The 19,668-nt window shown below is 49.5% G+C and carries 21 protein-coding genes; 18 read left to right on the top strand and 3 right to left on the bottom strand.

Annotated elements, in window-relative coordinates; all coding sequences use genetic code 11:
* Positions 1–29: 29 nt before the first annotated feature.
* Entirely contained in the window at positions 30–1,133 is a 1,104-nt protein-coding gene (gene dnaN, locus LG200_RS13640; RefSeq protein WP_226758265.1) for a DNA polymerase III subunit beta, read from the bottom strand.
* A 222-nt stretch (positions 1,134–1,355) separates the two neighbouring features.
* Entirely contained in the window at positions 1,356–2,777 is a 1,422-nt protein-coding gene (gene dnaA, locus LG200_RS13635; RefSeq protein WP_226758172.1) for a chromosomal replication initiator protein DnaA, read from the bottom strand.
* Positions 2,778–3,053: 276 nt separating this feature from the next.
* Between dnaA and rpmH the strand changes: the two genes are divergently transcribed.
* The 5 genes from rpmH to mnmE are packed head-to-tail and all read left to right on the top strand — an operon-like array spanning position 3,054 to position 6,830.
* Positions 3,054–3,188, top strand: coding sequence for a 50S ribosomal protein L34 (gene rpmH / locus LG200_RS13630; protein ID WP_045751845.1), 135 nt, complete (start codon positions 3,054–3,056; stop codon positions 3,186–3,188).
* 34 nt (positions 3,189–3,222) lie between these two features.
* Positions 3,223–3,612 (top strand): ribonuclease P protein component, encoded by a 390-nt coding sequence (gene rnpA / locus LG200_RS13625; RefSeq protein WP_226758171.1) that lies wholly within the window; start codon positions 3,223–3,225, stop codon positions 3,610–3,612.
* On the top strand, positions 3,596–3,814 hold the full coding sequence (gene yidD / locus LG200_RS13620; protein WP_226758170.1) for a membrane protein insertion efficiency factor YidD: 219 nt from the start codon (positions 3,596–3,598) through the stop codon (positions 3,812–3,814). The genes rnpA and yidD overlap by 17 nt, the downstream gene beginning before the upstream one ends.
* A gap of 33 nt (positions 3,815–3,847) precedes the next feature.
* On the top strand, positions 3,848–5,503 hold the full coding sequence (yidC, locus tag LG200_RS13615; protein WP_226758169.1) for a membrane protein insertase YidC: 1,656 nt from the start codon (positions 3,848–3,850) through the stop codon (positions 5,501–5,503).
* On the top strand, positions 5,490–6,830 hold the full coding sequence (gene mnmE, locus LG200_RS13610) for a tRNA uridine-5-carboxymethylaminomethyl(34) synthesis GTPase MnmE (RefSeq protein WP_226758168.1): 1,341 nt from the start codon (positions 5,490–5,492) through the stop codon (positions 6,828–6,830). The genes yidC and mnmE overlap by 14 nt, the downstream gene beginning before the upstream one ends.
* An 85-nt stretch (positions 6,831–6,915) precedes the next feature.
* On the opposite strand, the gene LG200_RS13605 is transcribed toward mnmE, so the two are convergent.
* On the bottom strand, positions 6,916–7,938 hold the full coding sequence (locus LG200_RS13605; RefSeq protein WP_226758167.1) for a choice-of-anchor A family protein: 1,023 nt from the start codon (positions 7,936–7,938) through the stop codon (positions 6,916–6,918).
* A 301-nt stretch (positions 7,939–8,239) separates the two neighbouring features.
* Here LG200_RS13605 and mnmG point away from each other — a divergent pair, with 301 nt between their 5' ends.
* From mnmG to LG200_RS13540, 13 genes are all read left to right on the top strand, one after another.
* On the top strand, positions 8,240–10,144 hold the full coding sequence (gene mnmG, locus LG200_RS13600) for a tRNA uridine-5-carboxymethylaminomethyl(34) synthesis enzyme MnmG (RefSeq protein WP_226758166.1): 1,905 nt from the start codon (positions 8,240–8,242) through the stop codon (positions 10,142–10,144).
* Positions 10,141–10,776 carry a 16S rRNA (guanine(527)-N(7))-methyltransferase RsmG gene (rsmG, locus tag LG200_RS13595; RefSeq protein ID WP_226758165.1) on the top strand — a complete coding sequence of 212 codons (636 nt, stop codon included), beginning with the start codon at positions 10,141–10,143 and terminating at the stop codon, positions 10,774–10,776. Before mnmG ends, rsmG begins: the two co-directional genes overlap by 4 nt.
* Positions 10,777–10,794: 18 nt before the next feature.
* Positions 10,795–11,583, top strand: coding sequence for a ParA family protein (locus LG200_RS13590; RefSeq protein ID WP_264193903.1), 789 nt, complete (start codon positions 10,795–10,797; stop codon positions 11,581–11,583).
* Positions 11,584–11,591: 8 nt separating this feature from the next.
* Positions 11,592–12,446, top strand: a complete 855-nt coding sequence (locus LG200_RS13585) for a ParB/RepB/Spo0J family partition protein (RefSeq protein WP_226758164.1) — start codon at positions 11,592–11,594, stop codon at positions 12,444–12,446.
* Between the two features lie 114 nt (positions 12,447–12,560).
* Positions 12,561–12,932, top strand: a complete 372-nt coding sequence (locus LG200_RS13580; protein ID WP_226758163.1) for an ATP synthase subunit I — start codon at positions 12,561–12,563, stop codon at positions 12,930–12,932.
* 11 nt (positions 12,933–12,943) lie between these two features.
* Positions 12,944–13,747, top strand: coding sequence for a F0F1 ATP synthase subunit A (gene atpB / locus LG200_RS13575; protein ID WP_226758162.1), 804 nt, complete (start codon positions 12,944–12,946; stop codon positions 13,745–13,747).
* A gap of 44 nt (positions 13,748–13,791) precedes the next feature.
* Complete coding sequence (gene atpE, locus LG200_RS13570; protein ID WP_226758161.1) at positions 13,792–14,070, top strand: F0F1 ATP synthase subunit C; 279 nt, start codon at positions 13,792–13,794, stop codon at positions 14,068–14,070.
* Positions 14,071–14,135: 65 nt separating this feature from the next.
* The gene (locus LG200_RS13565) at positions 14,136–14,606 is read left to right on the top strand and encodes a F0F1 ATP synthase subunit B (RefSeq protein WP_226758160.1); all 471 of its coding nucleotides are present in this window, start codon (positions 14,136–14,138) and stop codon (positions 14,604–14,606) included.
* Positions 14,607–14,625: 19 nt separating this feature from the next.
* Positions 14,626–15,162 carry a F0F1 ATP synthase subunit delta gene (locus tag LG200_RS13560; protein ID WP_226758159.1) on the top strand — a complete coding sequence of 179 codons (537 nt, stop codon included), beginning with the start codon at positions 14,626–14,628 and terminating at the stop codon, positions 15,160–15,162.
* 9 nt (positions 15,163–15,171) lie between these two features.
* Positions 15,172–16,713 carry a F0F1 ATP synthase subunit alpha gene (gene atpA, locus LG200_RS13555; protein ID WP_226758158.1) on the top strand — a complete coding sequence of 514 codons (1,542 nt, stop codon included), beginning with the start codon at positions 15,172–15,174 and terminating at the stop codon, positions 16,711–16,713.
* Between the two features lie 31 nt (positions 16,714–16,744).
* Positions 16,745–17,620 carry a F0F1 ATP synthase subunit gamma gene (gene atpG, locus LG200_RS13550; RefSeq protein ID WP_226758157.1) on the top strand — a complete coding sequence of 292 codons (876 nt, stop codon included), beginning with the start codon at positions 16,745–16,747 and terminating at the stop codon, positions 17,618–17,620.
* A 62-nt stretch (positions 17,621–17,682) separates the two neighbouring features.
* Positions 17,683–19,080: a F0F1 ATP synthase subunit beta gene (atpD, locus tag LG200_RS13545; RefSeq protein ID WP_226758156.1), complete on the top strand. Its 1,398-nt coding sequence runs from the start codon at positions 17,683–17,685 to the stop codon at positions 19,078–19,080.
* A 28-nt stretch (positions 19,081–19,108) separates the two neighbouring features.
* A complete protein-coding gene (locus LG200_RS13540; protein ID WP_226758155.1) occupies positions 19,109–19,534 on the top strand; it encodes a F0F1 ATP synthase subunit epsilon in 426 nt (141 codons plus the stop codon).
* The last annotated feature ends 134 nt before the right edge of the window (positions 19,535–19,668 follow it).

Below are 19,668 nucleotides of genomic sequence, written 5' to 3'. Positions count from 1 at the left end.
CAATCAATTTAATTCAATAAAACAATGCCTTAAATTCGCATTGGCATTACTACGTATTTGTAGTTGTTGTCATTTTCAACAGTGACCAAGCAACTGCTGTTGGCATCTGCAAAAGAAAATACGACATTTTCACTGTCGACGTTATTCAGTACATCAATCATGTAGGTCACATTAAAGCCTATGTCCAGCGCACTACCTGCATAGTTGATTTCGAGTTCCTCTTCGGCCTCTTCCTGCTCACTGTTTGTACTGATCAGTTTCAAACTGTTTTCAGTCAATACCATGCGGATTCCACGATATTTTTCATTGGAAAGAATCGAGGCACGCTGCATGGAAAGCAGGATCATCATCCGATCCACAGTGAAACTGTTTTGATGACCGCTCGGAATAACACGTGTGTAATCTGGAAATTTTCCGTCAATTACCTTTGAAATCAACCTGATATCACCAAATGCAAAGTTAGCTTGACCACTGGCAACCTCTATTGTGACTTCTTCCTCGCTTTCGTCCAACAACTTTATCAATTCAATCACGGTTTTACGTGGAAGAATGATTTCCTGTTTTTCGTAGCTGCTGCCAAGTTCAGTTGAGGTAAAGCTCAGTCTGTGTCCATCAGTGCCTACCACATTAAGGCGATTGCCATTCACCTCGAATAGCAAACCATTGAGGTAATAACGGATGTCTTGTTGAGCCATGGCAAATTCAACTTGCTTTAGCAGGCGCTTGAGTGATTTCTGGCCGATCTTGATGACAGTGTTGGTTGCTCCCGCTGCTTTTGTCATGACCGGATAGTCATTGGCAGGCAGAGTTTGCAGGTTGAAACGGCTCTTGCCAGTCTTAACCTGGATTTTACTTTCCTGGGTTGCCATCGTGATTTCGGCGTTTTCAGGCAGGGACCTACAAATATCCAGCAATTTCTTCGCAGAGATTGTTGTTGATAATTCACCACCTACAGCTGTTTCTACAGAAAGTGAGATTTGCATTTCCAGATCTGTGGCAGTCAAGACAATTTTATCTTGTTTGGCTTCCAGTAACAGGTTGGAAAGGATAGGCAAGGTATGACGTCTTTCAACAATGCCGCTTACAGATGAAAGAGGTTTTAGCAGCGTATCGCGATTGATTTTGATATTCATATCTTTAAAACCTAAATAGAAAATATAAATTGATAATAACAATAATGTTAGAAACTTCTGTTGATAACTCTATTTTTTCTTTTTAATTCAACTTGCTAACTTCAATTCAACTATCTTGACACTGTTATAAACTATTGTGGATAGAATGTTGGCTATTTTAACGCTTTCTGAAAATTGCGCCTAAACCGCATTTCTATTCACAGGCTATCCATAGCTTAACTTTTAATCCCTGATGACTTGTATCAATACTGATATATCGCGTCCAACATTGGGATCGTTCTGACGTAACTGCTCGATTTCATCGCAAGCATGCATCACGGTAGTGTGATGGCGGCTGCCAAAAGCCTCGCCAATTTCCGGAAAGCTGTGATTTGTCAGCTCACGTGCCAAAGCCATGGCAATCTGCCTGGGACGGGCAAAATTGCGTGAACGCTTTTTGCTGTACATCTCCGCAACCTTGATCTTGTAATAATCAGCGACTGTTTTCTGGATATTCTCAATGGTAATTTGCCGGCCCCGCACTGCAATCAGGTCTTTCAATGCTTCCTTGGCCAGGCTCACGTCTATTGCATGGCCGGTGAAATTGGCCATGGCAATGATGCGGTTCAGGGCACCTTCCAGCTCACGGACACTTGAGCGGACTTGCTTGGCAATGAAGAAGGCAACGTCTTCATGCAGGTCGACGCGGGCAACCTCGGCTTTTTTCAGCAGGATGGCCACGCGCATTTCCAGTTCAGGTGGCTCAACAGCGACTGTCAGGCCCCAACTGAAACGGGTACGCAGGCGCTCGTCTACATCCGCAATTTCCTTGGGATAGGTATCACAAGTGATGATGATTTGTTTTTTGGCTTCAATCAGGGAGTTGAAGGCATAGAAAAATTCTTCCTGGGTACGGCTCTTCTTGGCAAAAAACTGGATATCGTCAATCAATAGCAAATCGAGGGAATGGTATTGGCGCTTGAATTCGTCAAATGCCTTGTGCTCGTAAGCTTTGACAACATCGGAAACATAACGCTCTGCATGGAGATAGCGGATTTTTGCATCCGGGCGTTGCTGCTTAAGGTGATTGCCGATCGCCTGCAAGACATGAGTCTTGCCCAGTCCTACTCCTCCATAGATGAATAAGGGGTTGTAAGCAGTACCAGGATTTTCTGCTACCTGAATGGCGGCGGCGCGTGCCAATTGATTGGCCTTGCCGGTAACGAAGTTCTCAAAAGTAAAAGAAGGATTCAGCCCACTGGTTTCAACGGCGGGCTTGGCTTTTTTCACGACATTGGCTGCACGAGCCGGGCTTGCACTCTTGGTTGCCTTGGCAATTTCAGATTCAACTGTAAGCGCTGCTGGCTCAGTGCGTGGGCTTTCAGGCTTTTTTGAGGTTGAAGCTGCTGGCGCCAGCTTTTTGTCGGTGGCATCGTATAACGCCAACTCAATCTGGACGGCACCGGGATAGACTTCTTCCGCAAGCGTTTCTATTTTCTGCAGGAAGCGGTCTTTCACCCATTGCTGAACAAAACGGTTAGGGGCAAGCAAGCGTAAAATCCCATTGCCAGCCTCAAACCTCAATGGTTTGATCCAAGTGTTGAATTGCTGCGCTGATAATTCTTCTTCGAAGCGACCGAGACAAATAGACCAAAAATTTTCCATCGGTTGCCCGAAACTCCCGCAGTGACTGATTTAGGATTAATTCAGAATGAATACTTCCGGCTCTTATTGATTGACCGGGTTGATGCCGGATGATCAAGGTTTTGCCCTGAACCGGATGGATGATTCTAGCTTGTTTACCACAACTTATCCACAGGCAAGCCACAATCATTTTCACAAGCTGATGTATTTCCTAAATAAACATTGACATAACCCTGTGTAATCAGGTTAAATTACGCCCTTTTGATTAGTAACGCATAGAAGTCATCGGAGATTCTCATGAAACGCACATATCAGCCTTCGAAAGTTCGTCGCGCTCGCACCCACGGTTTCCTGGTGCGTATGAAGACCCGTGGTGGCCGCGCTGTGATCGCTGCGCGCCGTGCCAAGGGCCGTGCTCGCCTGGCTGTTTAATTCAGCCGTTCGCCGTCAAGGCGATTAGCCATACATGGTTTTGCCTTCATACGCTTTTACACGTCGGGCAAAATTATTAAAAACGGATGAATTTTCATCCGTTTTTAATTTCCGCAAGCGGGTTTCCGGGCGTTATATTGTTCTACATTATCAGCCCAACAACTTGGGTCATGCTCGCCTGGGGCTTATAGTGGGTAAGAAAGTCGCTCGTCGGGCAGTGGATCGTAATTACATGAAGCGCGTACTACGGGAACTGTTCAGGGTAAGGCAAGACCAATTGCAGGGATTGGATATTGTGGCCAGGCCTCAAAAGCTGTTTTCTGCAAAGAATTTTGCGGAGCTTCAGCTGGAGTTTGTTGAGCTGGCTGAAAATTTACAGCGCAAGCTGATCAAGCATAATGGCGGAAATGAAACTGTTCTCTAGTGTATTGATTGTCCTGATCAGGATATATCAATGGACATTGAGTCCATTCATTGGCCAGAGCTGCAGATTTTCCCCAACCTGCTCGCAATATGCAATTGAAGCCATACAAAAGCATGGCGCCCTGCGCGGTGCTTTTTATACGATACGCCGGTTGTCCAGATGCCATCCTTGGCATGCAGGCGGACATGATCCAGTGCCATGATGTTGATGGCCTTAATTACTAGATAAGAGATTTATGGATACCAAACGCCTGATTCTGTTTGTCATTTTTTCCTTTTCCATATTGATGCTCTGGGATTCCTGGCAGCGCGACCATAAGCCTGTCTCCACTACGGCCAGCCAGGTCCAACCGGCAGAAGATGGCAGTATTCCTCAAGCAGCAAAATCGGCCAGCCAGCCAGCCAGTCAGGCGGGATTGCCTATTGAAAACGGTTTCCACCTGCAAACCGCTGGACGTATCAATGTTGAAACTGACTTGTACAAGGCAGGCATCGATACCATTGGAGGCGACCTGCGCCGCCTGGAGTTGCGTGAGCACAAGGAAGATGATGATCTGAACAAGGACTTCATCCTCATGGATGACAAGGCCTCCCCTGCCCTTTATGTGGCGCAGACTGGCCTGATCGGTAATGAGTTGCCTACCCATAAAGCGACATTTACCGCTGATGCAGGTAATTACAAGCTGGCACCTGGTGCCAATACATTGGATGTGCGCTTGACCTGGAAAGGTGAAAATGGTGTTGAAGTCGACAAGATTTATACCTTCCATCGTGACAGTTACGCCATTGACGTGAACTATCAGATCCGCAACAACGGCACTGCCGCGATTGATCCTTCCATCTATTACCAGATTGTGCACGATAGCGAATCCCGCCAGGGTTCGCGCATGATGCCTACATTCACTGGTGGCGCTTATTTCACGGAAGCTGACAAGTACAAGAAGCTCAGCTTCTCTGACATGTCCAAGACCAATCTGTCCAAGAACACCAGTGATGGATGGGTTGGGTTGGTACAACATTATTTTGTCAGTGCCTGGATTCCGCAGGATGGTTTGGCACGCGAGTTTTACTCCAAGAAGTTGGCCGACAAAATTTACTCTATCGGGAGCGTGAGCCATGTGGGCAACATTGAGCCAGGCAAGACTGTGGATGTAAAAGCAAGGCTCTACGCTGGTCCGCAAACGCAGAGCGACCTCAAGAGTGTGGCTCCTGGCCTGGAATACACTGTAGATTATGGTTGGCTGACCGTGATTGCTTCCCCCCTCTTCTGGGTGTTGTCTTCCATACAGAAGCTGGTACATAACTGGGGTGTGGCAATCATCCTGTTGACCGTGCTGATCAAGCTGGCGTTCTACCCATTGTCTGCAGCAAGTTACCGCTCCATGGCTAATATGCGCGAGCTGGCACCGCGTTTGCAACGCCTGAAAGAGCAATATGGCGATGACAAGCAGAAGATGCATCAGGCCATGATGGAAATGTACAAGACCGAGAAGATCAACCCTATGGGCGGTTGTTTGCCTATCCTGGTACAGATCCCGGTATTCATTTCCTTGTACTGGGTGTTGCTTGGCAGCGTAGAAATGCGTCATGCGCCGTTCATGTTGTGGATACAGGATTTGTCCGCGATCGATCCATACTATGTGCTGCCTATCCTCATGGGCGCTACCATGATCATCCAGACCAAGTTGAATCCGAAGCCAGCTGATCCTGTGCAAGCCAAGGTCATGGCCATCATGCCTATCGTGTTCAGTGTGTTCTTCTTCTTCTTCCCGGCTGGTCTGGTACTTTACTGGTTGGTGAACAACATCCTTTCTATTGCACAGCAGTGGCATATCAATCGTTCGACTGAACGTGCAGCGGCTGCCAAGAAGAAGGGAAATGCACGCCGTTGATACCATTGCCGCCATTGCCACTGCCACCGGTTCCGGTGGTATTGGCGTGGTGCGGGTTTCAGGCCCTTCAAGTCGGTTGATTGCGGAGGCAGTGCTGGGACATTGCCCTCCTCCACGCCACGCGGCTTACCTTCCTTTTCGTGACACCGACCAGGTCCTGATTGACCAGGGCATCGCCATTTATTACCCCGGTCCGAATTCCTATACTGGTGAAGATGTTCTTGAATTGCAGGCCCATGGCGGTGCTGCACTCATGCAGATATTGCTCAAGCGTTGCATTGCTCTGGGTGCACGCCAGGCTGAGCCTGGTGAGTTTACGCGCCGTGCCTATCTCAACGATAAATTAGACTTGGCCCAGGCTGAAGCTGTTGCTGACGTGATCAATGCTGCGACCGAAGCGGCTGCACGTAGCGCCGTCAAATCCTTATCAGGGGAATTCTCTTCCCGTATCCATGCCTTGCTGCAACAACTGATAGACCTGCGACTATATGTAGAGGCTTGCCTGGATTTTCCGGAAGAGGATATAGACTTTATTTCCCAAGGGCGGGTTGCAGAAAAACTCGCTCAGGTCGCTTCAGATTTGGAGGCCGTGTTCAGGGGAGCCCAACAGGGAAATTTGCTGCGTGAGGGAATGCAGGTTGTACTGGTTGGTCAGCCGAATGTTGGTAAATCCAGCCTGATGAACCAATTGGCTGGTGAAGAAGTGGCGATTGTAACCCCAGTGGCTGGCACTACAAGAGACACGATAAAAAACTCCATACAAATCAATGGAGTACCACTGCATATTATCGATACGGCTGGCTTGCGAGAGACTGATGATGAAGTGGAACAGCATGGAATCACCCGTACATGGCGAGCTCTAGAAAACGCCAGCGTTGCATTATTATTGCTTGATGCAGCTCATGGTATTGGAAACGTGGAAAAATCGATTGTGGGGCGATTACCGCAGTTTTTGCCAAAAATATGGATACACAACAAGATTGATCTTGACTCTGCTACTCCCAAGTCCGAAGAAATTGAGGGTCAGTCGCACATCTATCTCTCGGCCAAGACTGGTGATGGTATAGAACTCTTAAGACAGCGTTTGCTGGAAATTGCAGGATGGCAACCCAGCGGTGAAGGCGTTTTCATGGCCAGGGGCCGTCATCTTGTGGCACTGGAGCAGGTGCGTAATTATCTAGACACTGCAGGCCAATTGTTATTGCAGCCAGAATTGTTTGCAGAAGAATTGAGACTTGCCCAGGAGGCGCTTAATACCATTACTGGTGAATTTACTCCTGATGATCTCTTGGGTGAAATTTTCAGTCGTTTCTGTATTGGCAAATAACTTTTGTGTTTTTGATATTCCAGTTAACAATGTCTAATAAAAAAGCCCGGAGATCCGGGCTTTTTTATTAGTTGCTTAAACTGATTTACATGCGGCGACGCATCGTAAGTGCAATCAGGCCAAGCCCGAGCAAAAGCATGGCATAGCTTGATGGTTCAGGGACTGCGGTAATTATATTGCCAGTGAAGGGCTGCAAGTGGATCTCGCCGTTCTGGGTTAGGTTTTTTACAAATACACCACCTTCAATATTTTGGTTATTGGTCAGGTCTGCATTCAGTGCCAATACCGACCCGCCAAATTCATTATTCAGCGTGACAGTGGTCGCATTGTAAAAATTCCAGATGACTGAACTCCCGATTTGGTGGGCAGAGCCGTTAATGAAATTGGCGCTAATCGTAATGTCTGTTAATGCAACATTGATTACCACGGTGGATGCGCCATTCAGTGTGAAATCAAACTCGGCAAGACTGAAAATCGACCCTGCTTCAATGTCGGTAAGATTGAAGACAGCCAAACCGGTACTATCTGCACTTGCGCTGAAGGTAGCGCGATTGCCATTTTGAATGACGGAACTGGTGCTATCCAACTGACGCAGTTGACTGGAGGTGTTGCTGAGCACACTGTAGAAATTTGTGGAATCCACAGCATCTAGATATCCCTGCATCAGGGAATTGGGACTGGAAAGCTTGCCACCATTAAAGTTGCTGCCGCTATCGCTGCCTGCGACATATGCTGGGCCATCATTGAGGTTGGTATTGCTTACAGAACCTAGAATTACATTGCTGCCCTTGTTCATAGCGGAATTACTTAAATTCCCTCCAATGGCTGAGCCATAACCATTCACTTTAATGTTATTGGCGTTGCCCTTGACCGTGAGGCCTGCATATCCAGAAGCTGGAGTGTCATTTGGGTGACCAACATATTCACCTCCATTAACATTGCCGCCAACCCAAGTGCGGCCGTCTATATGTGAAGAAGAGTTAATGTTGCCAAATACAATTGCGTTGAATTGATTGAGAGTTTGGTTGGCATCCAGTGCAGCTTCTGCGCCAGCATTGAAGAGCATGGCGGCAGCAAATGCTGACAGCATGAAAGAACGTAATAACATGATTATTCCCCCGAAAGTTAAGTGAGTCACTCCATTGCCCGCTGTACTCTTGTTATTTGTAATACATCAGCTGGTTAACATAAAATAACACAATATTAGGGAGCAAACATATAGTCCGAATGGGTGGTTTTATACGTGAGAATTCTATTTTTTAAATTGTTCCACGTGAAACATCCAGTGAAATGAATAGCAAGGTGATTAATGGAATTGCTGATGTTTCACGTGGAACAAAGGCCATAATCACTGACAGGCTAGGCATGAATGCAGTATCATTCAGGGTAATTCTAATTGAGTGATTTTGATGCAATATCCTGATAAATTTGATGTGATCGTAGTGGGAGGCGGCCATGCTGGAACAGAAGCGGCGCTAGCAAGTGCTCGCATGGGCCAGAAAACCCTGCTATTGACACACAATATCGAAACTCTGGGACAAATGTCCTGCAATCCTTCCATTGGCGGGATAGGCAAGGGCCATCTGGTAAAGGAGATTGATGCTCTGGGTGGGGCAATGGCCGCTGCTACCGATGAGGGCGGTATCCAATTCCGCATCCTTAATTCCAGCAAGGGCCCCGCAGTCAGGGCAACTCGCGCCCAGGCGGACCGTGTGCTTTATAAGGCGGCGATACGTCGGCGCCTGGAAAACCAGTCTAATCTGTGGCTGTTTCAACAGGCCGTAGATGACATTATTCTTGATGGTGAAAGAGCGGCTGGTGTGGTAACTCAGCTTGGATTGCGTTTTGAGTCAAAGGCTGTGGTGCTGACCGCAGGTACTTTTCTTGCTGGTCTGATTCATGTCGGGCTAGCGAATTATCAGGCGGGCCGTGCAGGCGACCCGCCAGCAGTATCCCTGGCTGCTAGATTGCGCGAAATTGGTTTGCCCGCGGGACGATTGAAAACGGGTACGCCACCTCGTATTGATGGGCGGACCATCGATTACAGCGTGATGATGGAACAGCCCGGCGATGACCCTGTGCCTGTGTTCTCCTTTCTCGGTAGCGTAGCCCAACACCCTGCCCAGCTCCCTTGCTGGATTACCTTCACCAATGAAAGAACGCACGACATCATACGCAGTGGCCTGGATCGTTCCCCTATGTATACCGGAGTGATCGAAGGTGTTGGGCCGCGCTATTGCCCTTCTGTTGAAGATAAGATTCACCGTTTTGCCGATAAGGAATCGCACCAGATTTTCCTTGAGCCTGAGGGCCTGACTACCAACGAGATTTACCCGAATGGTATTTCCACAAGTTTGCCATTTGATATCCAGTATCAATTGGTGCGCTCCATCAAGGGGCTGGAAAATGCCCATATCCTGCGCCCTGGCTATGCCATTGAGTATGATTATTATGATCCACGCGGCTTGAAAAGCTCGCTTGAAACCAAAGCGGTGCATGGATTGTTCTTTGCCGGACAGATCAACGGGACCACCGGATATGAGGAGGCCGCAGCGCAGGGCTTGTTGGCAGGTGCCAATGCTGCATTGTATGCCCAGGATAAGGAATCCTGGTGCCCAACTCGCGACCAGGCTTACCTGGGTGTGCTGGTTGATGACCTGATCACCAGTGGTGTAAGTGAACCCTACCGTATGTTCACCAGCCGTGCGGAGTACCGGTTAATGTTACGCGAGGATAATGCTGATATCAGGCTGACTGAAGCCGGCCGCAAGATTGGTCTTGTGGATGATGTGCGTTGGGAAGCATTCTCGCGCAAGCAGGAAGCTATCCAGCGAGAACAGGAGCGCCTGAAGAAAACCTTTGTTCATCCTCAACATGTGCCTGATGATGATTTGCAGCGTGTTTTTGGTAAGGTGCTCGAACGAGAATATTCCTTGTTTGAGTTATTGCGGCGACCTGAAGTCAACTACGAGGCCCTTCTCAGCTTGCCAAATGCTGGCGAGGGCGAGAGTGATGAGCAGGTGCGGCAACAATTGGAAATTGCGGCCAAGTACCAAGGATATATAGATCGCCAGACAGAAGAGGTGGCACGCCTCAAGAGTAGTGAAAGCAACAGGCTGCCTTCCGACTTGGATTACAGCGAGGTACATGGCTTATCCATAGAGGTGCAGCAAAAACTCAATAAACAAAAACCGGAGACCATAGGCCAGGCCGGCCGCATTTCAGGAGTGACACCGGCTGCCATATCCTTGTTGCTGGTACATTTGAAGCGGAAATCCCGCAAACACATCAATGCTGCGGATCAGGTGGCATGAGCCTGCAATTGAAGCTGGAAGCCGGTCTGCGGGAACTCGATATACAGCTTTCGGCAGAGACCGTGAAAAAGCTGTTGGATTACCTAATACTGCTGCAAAAGTGGAACAAGGTCCATAATCTCACGGCTGTGCGTGATCCGGATGAAATGGTGACATTGCATTTGCTGGATAGCCTATCCGTTTTGAAGCATATCCCGCCCGGGCGGTTGCTGGATGTCGGGAGTGGTGCTGGATTACCGGGCATTGTGCTCGCTATTTGCCTGCCTGAATTGCAGGTGACTACCATTGACGCGGTGCAGAAAAAAGCGAGTTTTATGCGCCAGGCCAAGGCGGAATTGCAGATAGGCAACCTCACAGTTGTAAGTGGCCGTGTTGAGCAGTTCAAGCCGGAGCATTTGTTCAATGCCGTCATTTCGCGCGCTTTCTCCGAGCTGTCATTGTTTATCAAACTTACACGCCATCTGATTGTGGACGATGGGTGCTGGTTAGCCATGAAAGGGGTTAATCCAGTGGAGGAGTTAGCTGCGGTAGATTTACAGCCTTCCCGGATAGAAATCCTGCATGTACCCGGGTTGGATGCGCAAAGACACCTGGTTTTCCTTCCGGTTAACCAGAACGAACTAATTCAATAAAGTGGGATGGCTTAAATCATGAGGATTCTGGCAATTACCAATCAAAAAGGCGGTGTGGGGAAAACGACGACATGCGTTAATCTTGCCGCCAGTCTTGCAGCGACCAAGCGTAAAGTGCTGCTGATTGACCTTGATCCGCAAGGCAATGCCACTACTGGTAGCGGCATAGACAAATCCAGCATGAAGCACACCATCTACCATGTACTGCTCGGCGACAAGACTTTGCGGGAAGTAACACAGCGCTCGGAAAAAGGCCGTTTTGACGTGGTACCGGCAAATCGCGAGCTGGCAGGTGCCGAAGTTGAGCTGGTCAACGAGTTCGCGCGCGAAACCCGCTTGAAAAATGCACTGGCGGAGCTGGGGGATGAGTATGACTACATCCTCATTGATTGCCCCCCTGCCCTCAATCTGACGACGGTGAATGCCCTGACCGCTGCACATGCAGTAATGATACCCATGCAATGCGAATACTATGCGCTTGAAGGTTTGTCTGATCTGGTCAATACCATCAAGAAAGTGCGGGCGCATCTCAATCCCAGCCTGGAGATTGAAGGCTTGCTGCGCACGCTGTTTGATAATCGCAATACGTTGGCACAGCAAGTGTCGGCGGAATTGGCGCAGCATTTTGGCGACAAGGTCTACCGTACGGTGATTCCGCGTAATATCCGGCTGGCTGAAGCGCCCAGTTATGGTGTGCCAGTATTGTTCCATGACGGTGCTTCGAAGGGTGCCAAGGCCTATTTGGCGCTGGCAGGTGAAATCATCAACCGGCATCTCATTGCCAGTCGACAAGTGACAGCAAGCTAGGAGTTTCAATGGTTAAATTAAAGGGGTTGGGGCGTGGTTTGGATGCCCTGCTGGCAGGCGATGCCGATAGTGTAAGTGCCAACGATACACCGCACACATTAAGAGTAGATCAACTGCAACCTGGTAAATATCAACCACGTACCCAGATGGACCAGGAGTCACTCGAGAGCCTGGCCGCCTCGATCAAGGCGCAAGGGATCATGCAGCCTATTCTGGTGCGGGAGGTGGCGACTGGGCGCTATGAAATTATTGCTGGTGAGCGGCGCTGGCGTGCCTCGCAATTGGCGGGGTTGCAGGAAGTACCCGTCCTTGTGCGCGAGATTCCAGATGAATCTGCACTGGCAATGGCGCTGATTGAAAATATTCAGCGCGAAAACCTCAATCCCCTTGAGGAGGCGCTGGGCATCCAGCGTCTTATCAACGAATTCAATATGACCCACCAGGCAGCAGCTGATGCAGTAGGCCGCTCGCGTAGCGTGATTACCAATCTGCTCAGATTGCAGAATTTGCATGCTAATGTGCAGAATATGCTGATGCAGGGCAAATTGGACATGGGGCATGCCAGGGCGTTGCTTTCATTGCCTGATGCTAAACAGATTGTGGCTGCGGAGCAGATCAGTCAAAAATCTCTCTCTGTGAGAGAAGCAGAAAGCTTGGTCAGGCAGTTGCTTGCAGAGCCTAAGCAGAAACCGCTCAGGGCGCCCGACCGAGATGTGTTGCGGCTCCAGGAGGACCTTTCAGAACTCTTGGGCGCATCAGTTGAAATTCGGGCCGGTAGCAAGGGGGCGGGCCAGGTGAAGATTCACTATACCAATCTGGATCAACTGGATGAGCTAATTCAAAGGTTTAAAGGCGGAAAATAGCAATTTCAGCTTGACTTGATCCTGATTTGACAACAGAATCTCGGGTTTTCACGGTTTGGGCAAAAGCCTGGCTCGGGTTTTGCCCGCAATTTGTGAATCAGGGAAATTCAAGGCATGGATGAGCTACTGGCAAAAATGATCAAGCGGCAGGTTTTAGCGACCGCAGTAGTTGCTCTGATTGCCTTTTTCGTACTGGGTCTGCATGGCGCCTTTTCTGCATTGGCAGGGGGCGGATCTGCAGTACTGGGTGGTTTGGCTGCCAAGTTGAAGCTGCAAAATAAGACAGTGGCAACAGGGGCCGGTTCCGTGCTGGTAAATATTTTGATTGCTGAAGCCATCAAGATCGCAGTGATTGCAATATCGCTGCTCTTGGTGTTCAAGTTTTACGGACATTTGATTCCGCTTGCTCTGCTGGGTGGTTTGGCAGCAGCAGCCATCATGTCCGGCGCAGCAATTTTTGCAATTAACGAAAAAAACAACGCTTAGGGTTTGATGTTATGGCGACAGGTCACTTAACTCCATCTGAATATATCGGTCATCACCTTTCCTTCAATCAAAAGGTTATCGGTGATACAGGATTCTGGGTGCTCCATATGGATACCTTGATCACTTCAGCCTTGCTGGGAATTGTTGTGTTCGGCCTGCTTTGGTGGGTGGTGCGCGGTGCAACCTCCGGCGTGCCGACCAAGCGCCAGGCATTTGTTGAGTTGCTAGTCGAGTTTGTAGATAACCAAGTCAAGAGCATATTCCACGGCAATCGCCATGCATTCATCGCCCCACTGGCCCTGACGGTATTCGTCTGGGTGCTGGTCATGAACGCGATGGACTTCCTGCCTATCGACATCATGGCAATTGTTTATGGCTGGTTGGGTCTGCATGAATGGCGCAGTGTTCCTACTTCCGATATCAACGCAACTTTTGCACTTGCATTGGCCGTGTGGTTACTGATGATTTTCTTCAGCATCAAGGTCAAGGGCCTGGGTGGCTGGATTCATGAGCTGTTCTGTTCCCCGTTTGGTACCAATCCCCTGGTTTGGCCTGCCAACTTTGCATTCAACCTCATCGAGTACATCTCCAAGCCCCTTTCGCACTCTCTGCGTCTGTTTGGCAATATGTACGCCGGTGAAATCATTTTCTTGCTGCTGGGTATGTGGGCGGCGACTGGTCTGGCAGGCACCTTCTTCGGTGCATTGCTGGGAGCTGGCTGGGCGATCTTCCATATTCTGATCGTTTGTCTGCAGGCATTCATTTTCATGATGCTGACAGTTGTCTACCTGTCGATGGCGCACGAAAGTCACTAAATTATTTTTATCGTTAACACTCTCTAAAGCCGAAAGGAAATTAAATGGAGAATTTGCAATTGTTGGCCATGATTCAAGCTTACACCGGTGTTGGTATCGGTTTGATCATTGGTTTGGGTGCTGCTGGTGCCTGTATCGGTATCGGTATTATGTGTGCGAGCTTCCTGGATGGCGCTGCACGCCAGCCAGAGATGATCCCTGCACTGCAAGGTAAGGTATTCCTGCTGCTGGGTCTGATCGATGCTTCCTTCATTATCGGTGTTGGTCTGGCCATGATGTTCGCATTTGCAAACCCATTGCTGAGCGTTGTTGCAGCAGGTTAATCAGCTAGTTTTGATTTGAGTGATTGAAACTTAAAGCTGACTAGATTAACGGCTCGGGAGCAAATATGAATATCAACCTGACACTAATTGCGCAGGCTATCTCATTTGCCATTCTGATCTGGTTTACAACAAAGTTTGTATGGCCATATCTCCTGAATGCAATTGAGACCCGCCAGAAAACCATTGCGGATGGTCTGGCTGCGGCTGAGCGCGGTAAGCAGGAGCTTGAAGTTGCAACTCAGCGTTCAGCTGAAGTTGTTAACGATGCCAAGCAGAAAGCAACTTCCATCATTACGCAGGCCGAAAAGCGTGCCAGTGAAATCGTGGAAGAAGCCAAGGCAAATGCCAAGGCGGAAGGTGATCGTATCATCACCGGCGCCAAGGCTGAAATTGATCAGGAAGTAAATCGCGCAAAAGAAGGCTTGCGTCAGCAAGTATCCGCGCTGGCAGTTGCCGGCGCTGAAAAGATTCTGCGCAAAGAGATTGATGCCAAAGCCCATGCTGACTTGTTGACCAGCATCGCAAACGAGCTCTAGGAAGGATAAGGGGCACGATATGGCTGAAGCGATAACCATTGCAAGACCTTATGCAGTAGCGGTTTACCGTCTGGCTAAGGAAAAAAATGCACTGGCGGACTGGTCACAAATGCTTAATCTGGCCGCGACCATCGCGGCGGATGAGCAAATGCGGGCTTTGATCGACAACCCCAAGGTTGTCGCAGCCGATTTGGAACGTGTATTTCTCTCCGTAAGCGGAGACAAGCTGAATGAAGCAGGGAATAATCTGGTCAAGCTGCTGGGGGAATACGGTCGGTTGTCCATCTTGCCGGAAATTGCAGCTGCATTTGAAGATCTGAAGGCACAGGATGAAGGTGTGCTGGAAGCAGAGATTACAGCCGCTGCCCAACCTAGCGATGCAGAAGTTACAGCAGTCGTGAAGCGTTTGGAAGCCAAGTTCGGCAAAAAGGTTGAAGCAAGCGTTAAAGTGGATCCAGAAATTATTGGCGGGATCAAAATTGTAGTCGGCGATACGGTCATTGACGCTTCGGTCCGTGGCCAATTGCAAGAGATGGCCTACACGCTGAAAGGTTAGGAAAAAGTAATGCAATTATCCACATCAGAAATCAGTGAACTGATTAAGAGTAGATTAGAGAATTTCTCCACCAGTGCTGAAGCGCGTACTCAAGGTACCGTGATTTCAGTGACTGATGGTATTGTTCGTATTCATGGCCTGTCCAATGTGATGGCCGGTGAAATGATCGAGTTCCCAGGTAATGTATACGGCTTGGCACTTAACCTGGAGCGTGACTCCGTGGGCGCCGTGATTTTGGGCGACTACGAGAATATCACCGAAGGTGACACCGTCAAATGCACTGGCAAGATCCTGGAAGTGCCTGTCGGTCCTGAGCTGGTTGGCCGCGTGGTCAATGCGCTGGGTCAACCCATTGATGGCAAGGGTCCAGTCAATGCCAAGCTGACAGACAAGATTGAAAAGGTTGCTCCTGGCGTTATCGCCCGTAAGTCGGTTTCCCAGCCTGTGCAAACAGGGATCAAGGCGATTGATTCCATGGTGCCGGTTGGCCGTGGTCAACGTGAATTGATCATTGGTGACCGTCAGACCGGCAAGACTGCTGTTGCTGTCGATGCGATCATCAACCAGAAAGGTCAGAACATGACCTGTATCTACGTTGCGATCGGCCAGAAGGCATCAACTGTCGCCAACGTGGTGCGCAAGCTGGAAGAGCATGGTGCGCTGGAGTACACCATTGTTGTTGCTGCGACTGCTTCAGATCCTGCTGCGCTGCAATTCCTGGCTCCTTACGCTGGTTGCACCATGGGTGAATACTTCCGCGACCGCGGTCAAGATGCATTGATCGTCTATGATGATTTGACCAAGCAGGCTTGGGCTTACCGCCAGATTTCCCTGCTGCTGCGTCGTCCACCAGGCCGTGAGGCTTACCCAGGTGACGTGTTCTACATTCACTCCCGCCTGCTTGAGCGTGCTGCTCGTGTAAACGAAGAGTATGTTGAGAAGTTCACCAATGGTGAAGTGAAGGGCAAGACAGGTTCCTTGACCGCATTGCCGATTATTGAAACCGCTGCAGGTGACGTTTCCGCTTTCGTTCCAACCAACGTGATTTCGATCACTGACGGTCAGATCTTCCTGGAAACTGACTTGTTCAACGCTGGTATCCGTCCTGCGATCAACGCCGGTATTTCGGTATCACGTGTTGGTGGCGCAGCTCAGACCAAGGTGATCAAGAAACTGGGCGGCGGTGTCCGTCTGGCACTGGCCCAATATCGTGAACTGGCTGCGTTTGCTCAGTTTGCGTCCGATCTGGACGAAGTGACCCGCAAGCAGCTGGATCGCGGCCGCCTGGTGACTGAACTGATGAAGCAAGCCCAGTATGCGCCTCTGTCTACCTCCGATATGGCGGTGACATTGCTGGCAGCGAACAAGGGTTATTTCGATGACGTTCCTGTTGCCCGTGCTTTGGCCTTTGAATCTGCCCTGCACTCCTTCCTCAAGTCCAAGTACAAAAACCTGTTGGACAAGATCGACAGCACCAATGACCTTGGTGGTGACGACGAGAAGGCTGTAGAAGCAGCTATTCAGGACTTCAAGGCAACCAACGCTTACTAAGCTCAAGTTGAACAGACAGGCAGACTAGACAATGGCCGGTAGCAAAGAAATACGTACCAAGATCAAGAGTGTGGAAAACACACGCAAGATCACCAAGGCGATGGAAATGGTCGCTGCATCCAAAATGCGCAAGGCGCAGGAACGGATGCGGATGGCCAGGCCCTATGCGGAGAAAATTCGTAATGTGACAGCCCACTTGTCACAAGCCAATTCTGAATACAAGCACCCCTTTATCGTCAAGCGCGAGAAGGTATCAAACGTAGGTTTGATCGTGGTGAGTTCGGACAAGGGTTTGTGCGGTGGCCTTAACACTAATGTGCTCCGCTTGTCGCTGAATCAGATGAAGGAATGGGAAAGCGAAGGCAAGAAGATTGCCGTGAGCGCCATTGGTAACAAGGGGTTCAGTTATATGAACCGTGTTGGTGCCGATGTGAAGTCCCATGTGACTGGTTTAGGTGATACCCCGCATTTGGAGAAGCTGATCGGTACAATCAAGGTGATGCTCGATGCTTATGTGGCAGGTGAGATTGATCAACTGTTCATTTGCTACACCCGTTTCATCAATACGATGAAGCAAGCACCGATCATGGAACAATTGCTCCCATTGTCCAGTGAACACCTGGATACAACAGCCACGACAGCAAAAGGCCATTGGGACTACATTTATGAGCCTGATGCCAATGTCGTCATTGATGAACTGATGACTCGTTATATTGAGTCCATTATTTATCACGCCGTTGCCGAGAACATGGCTTCTGAGCAAAGCGCCCGTATGGTGGCCATGAAGGCTGCTTCGGATAACGCGAAGACTGTGATTGGTGAATTGAAGCTGGTGTACAACAAGGCGCGCCAGGCTGCAATTACCAAGGAAATTTCAGAGATTGTCGGTGGCGCGGCGGCTGTCTAGTCGTGCTGAAATGTAGCTTAGATAAAGCTCGAAGAATTTAAGTATAGATTGAGGATACCAAGATGAGTCAAGGTAAGGTTGTTCAATGTATTGGTGCCGTGGTTGACGTTGAGTTCCCACGTGATCAGATGCCAAAGGTATATGACGCGCTGATCCTGGATGAAGAAACATCCACTGCAGAAGCTGGTTTGACACTGGAAGTGCAACAGCAACTGGGCGACGGTGTAGTGCGCGCGATTGCAATGGGTTCCAGCGATGGTCTTTCCCGTGGCATGAAAGTCAAAAACACTGGTAACCAGATTCAGGTTCCAGTTGGTCATGGTACTTTGGGCCGTATCATGGACGTGCTGGGCCGTCCTATCGATGACGCTGGTCCGATTGAGGCTGATGAGTATCGCTCGATTCACCAAAAGGCTCCCACCTTTGAAGAGCTCTCCCCTTCCGTTGACTTGTTGGAAACCGGTATCAAGGTGATCGACCTTGTCTGTCCGTTTGCCAAGGGCGGTAAGGTTGGCCTGTTCGGTGGTGCCGGTGTGGGCAAGACCGTGAACATGATGGAGCTGATCAACAACATTGCCAAGCAACACGCTGGCTTGTCCGTATTCGCTGGTGTAGGTGAGCGTACCCGTGAAGGTAACGATTTCTACCACGAAATGAAGGACTCCAACGTTCTGGACAAGGTAGGCATGGTATTCGGTCAGATGAACGAACCACCAGGCAACCGTCTGCGCGTGGCATTATCCGGTCTGACCATGGCCGAGAAGTTCCGTGACGAAGGTCGTGATATCCTGTTCTTCGTGGATAACATTTACCGTTACACACTGGCTGGTACTGAAGTATCTGCATTGCTGGGCCGTATGCCTTCTGCTGTGGGTTATCAGCCTACATTGGCTGAAGAAATGGGCCGCTTGCAAGAGCGTATTACCTCCACCAAGACTGGTTCGATTACTTCCATCCAGGCCGTCTACGTGCCTGCGGATGACTTGACCGATCCATCCCCAGCTACCACCTTCCTGCACTTGGATTCTACCGTTGTGTTGTCGCGTGACATCGCATCGCTGGGTATCTACCCTGCGGTTGATCCACTGGATTCTACTTCCCGTCAGCTGGATCCACTGGTGGTTGGTGAAGAGCACTACAGTGTTGCACGTGCTGTGCAATCCACACTGCAGCGCTATAAGGAACTGCGTGACATCATCGCGATTCTGGGTATGGATGAACTTTCTCCAGAAGACAAGCTGGCTGTAGCCCGCGCGCGTAAGATCCAGCGCTTCCTGTCCCAGCCTTTCCACGTTGCCGAAGTGTTTACCGGCGCGCCTGGCAAGTACGTGACCCTGAAGGACACCATCAAGGGCTTTAAGGCTATTGTTAACGGTGAATACGATCACCTGCCAGAACAAGCATTCTACATGGTGGGCGCAATCGAAGAAGCTGTTGAAAAGGCAAAGACCCTTAACTAAACCCTGTCACAAGTAAGGATAGGACGATATGGCATCAACAATACACTTGGACGTGGTGAGCGCAGAAGAGTCCATTTTCTCAGGCGAGGCAGAATTTGTTGCAGCGCCTGCGAAATTGGGTGAGGTAGGTATTTATCCCAACCATGCGCCATTGATCACGACAATCAAGCCAGGCGTACTGCGCATCAAGGTTGCCAACAGCGGTGAAGAACAGGCTATCTACATTTCTGGCGGCTTGCTGGAAGTGCAGCCTGGCGCCATTACCGTGTTGGCGGATACTGCGATCCGTGGTCATGACCTGGATGAAGTCAAAGCAATTGAAGCCAAGCGCGCTGCTGAAGAAGCATTGAAGAACAAAGCCTCTGGCGTGGATTATGCGCGCGCTCAGGCTGAGTTGTCAGAAGCACTGGCACAGTTGCAGACAATTGAGCAATTACGCAAGACTACGCATTAATCCTGCAAGTTTTGCTTGAGAAGGCAGCCAAATGGCTGCCTTTTTTATTTATACTTGAACATTTACTGATCAGCATAAACCGGATTCGATTTTGTCCTCCTCACACGCCAGTTCCAGACTTAATATCGTGATTC

The organism is Methylobacillus caricis, from assembly GCF_020532705.1.
Classification (GTDB): Bacteria; Pseudomonadota; Gammaproteobacteria; order Burkholderiales; family Methylophilaceae; genus Methylobacillus; species Methylobacillus caricis.
This window is presented reverse-complemented; position numbering and strand designations above follow the sequence as displayed.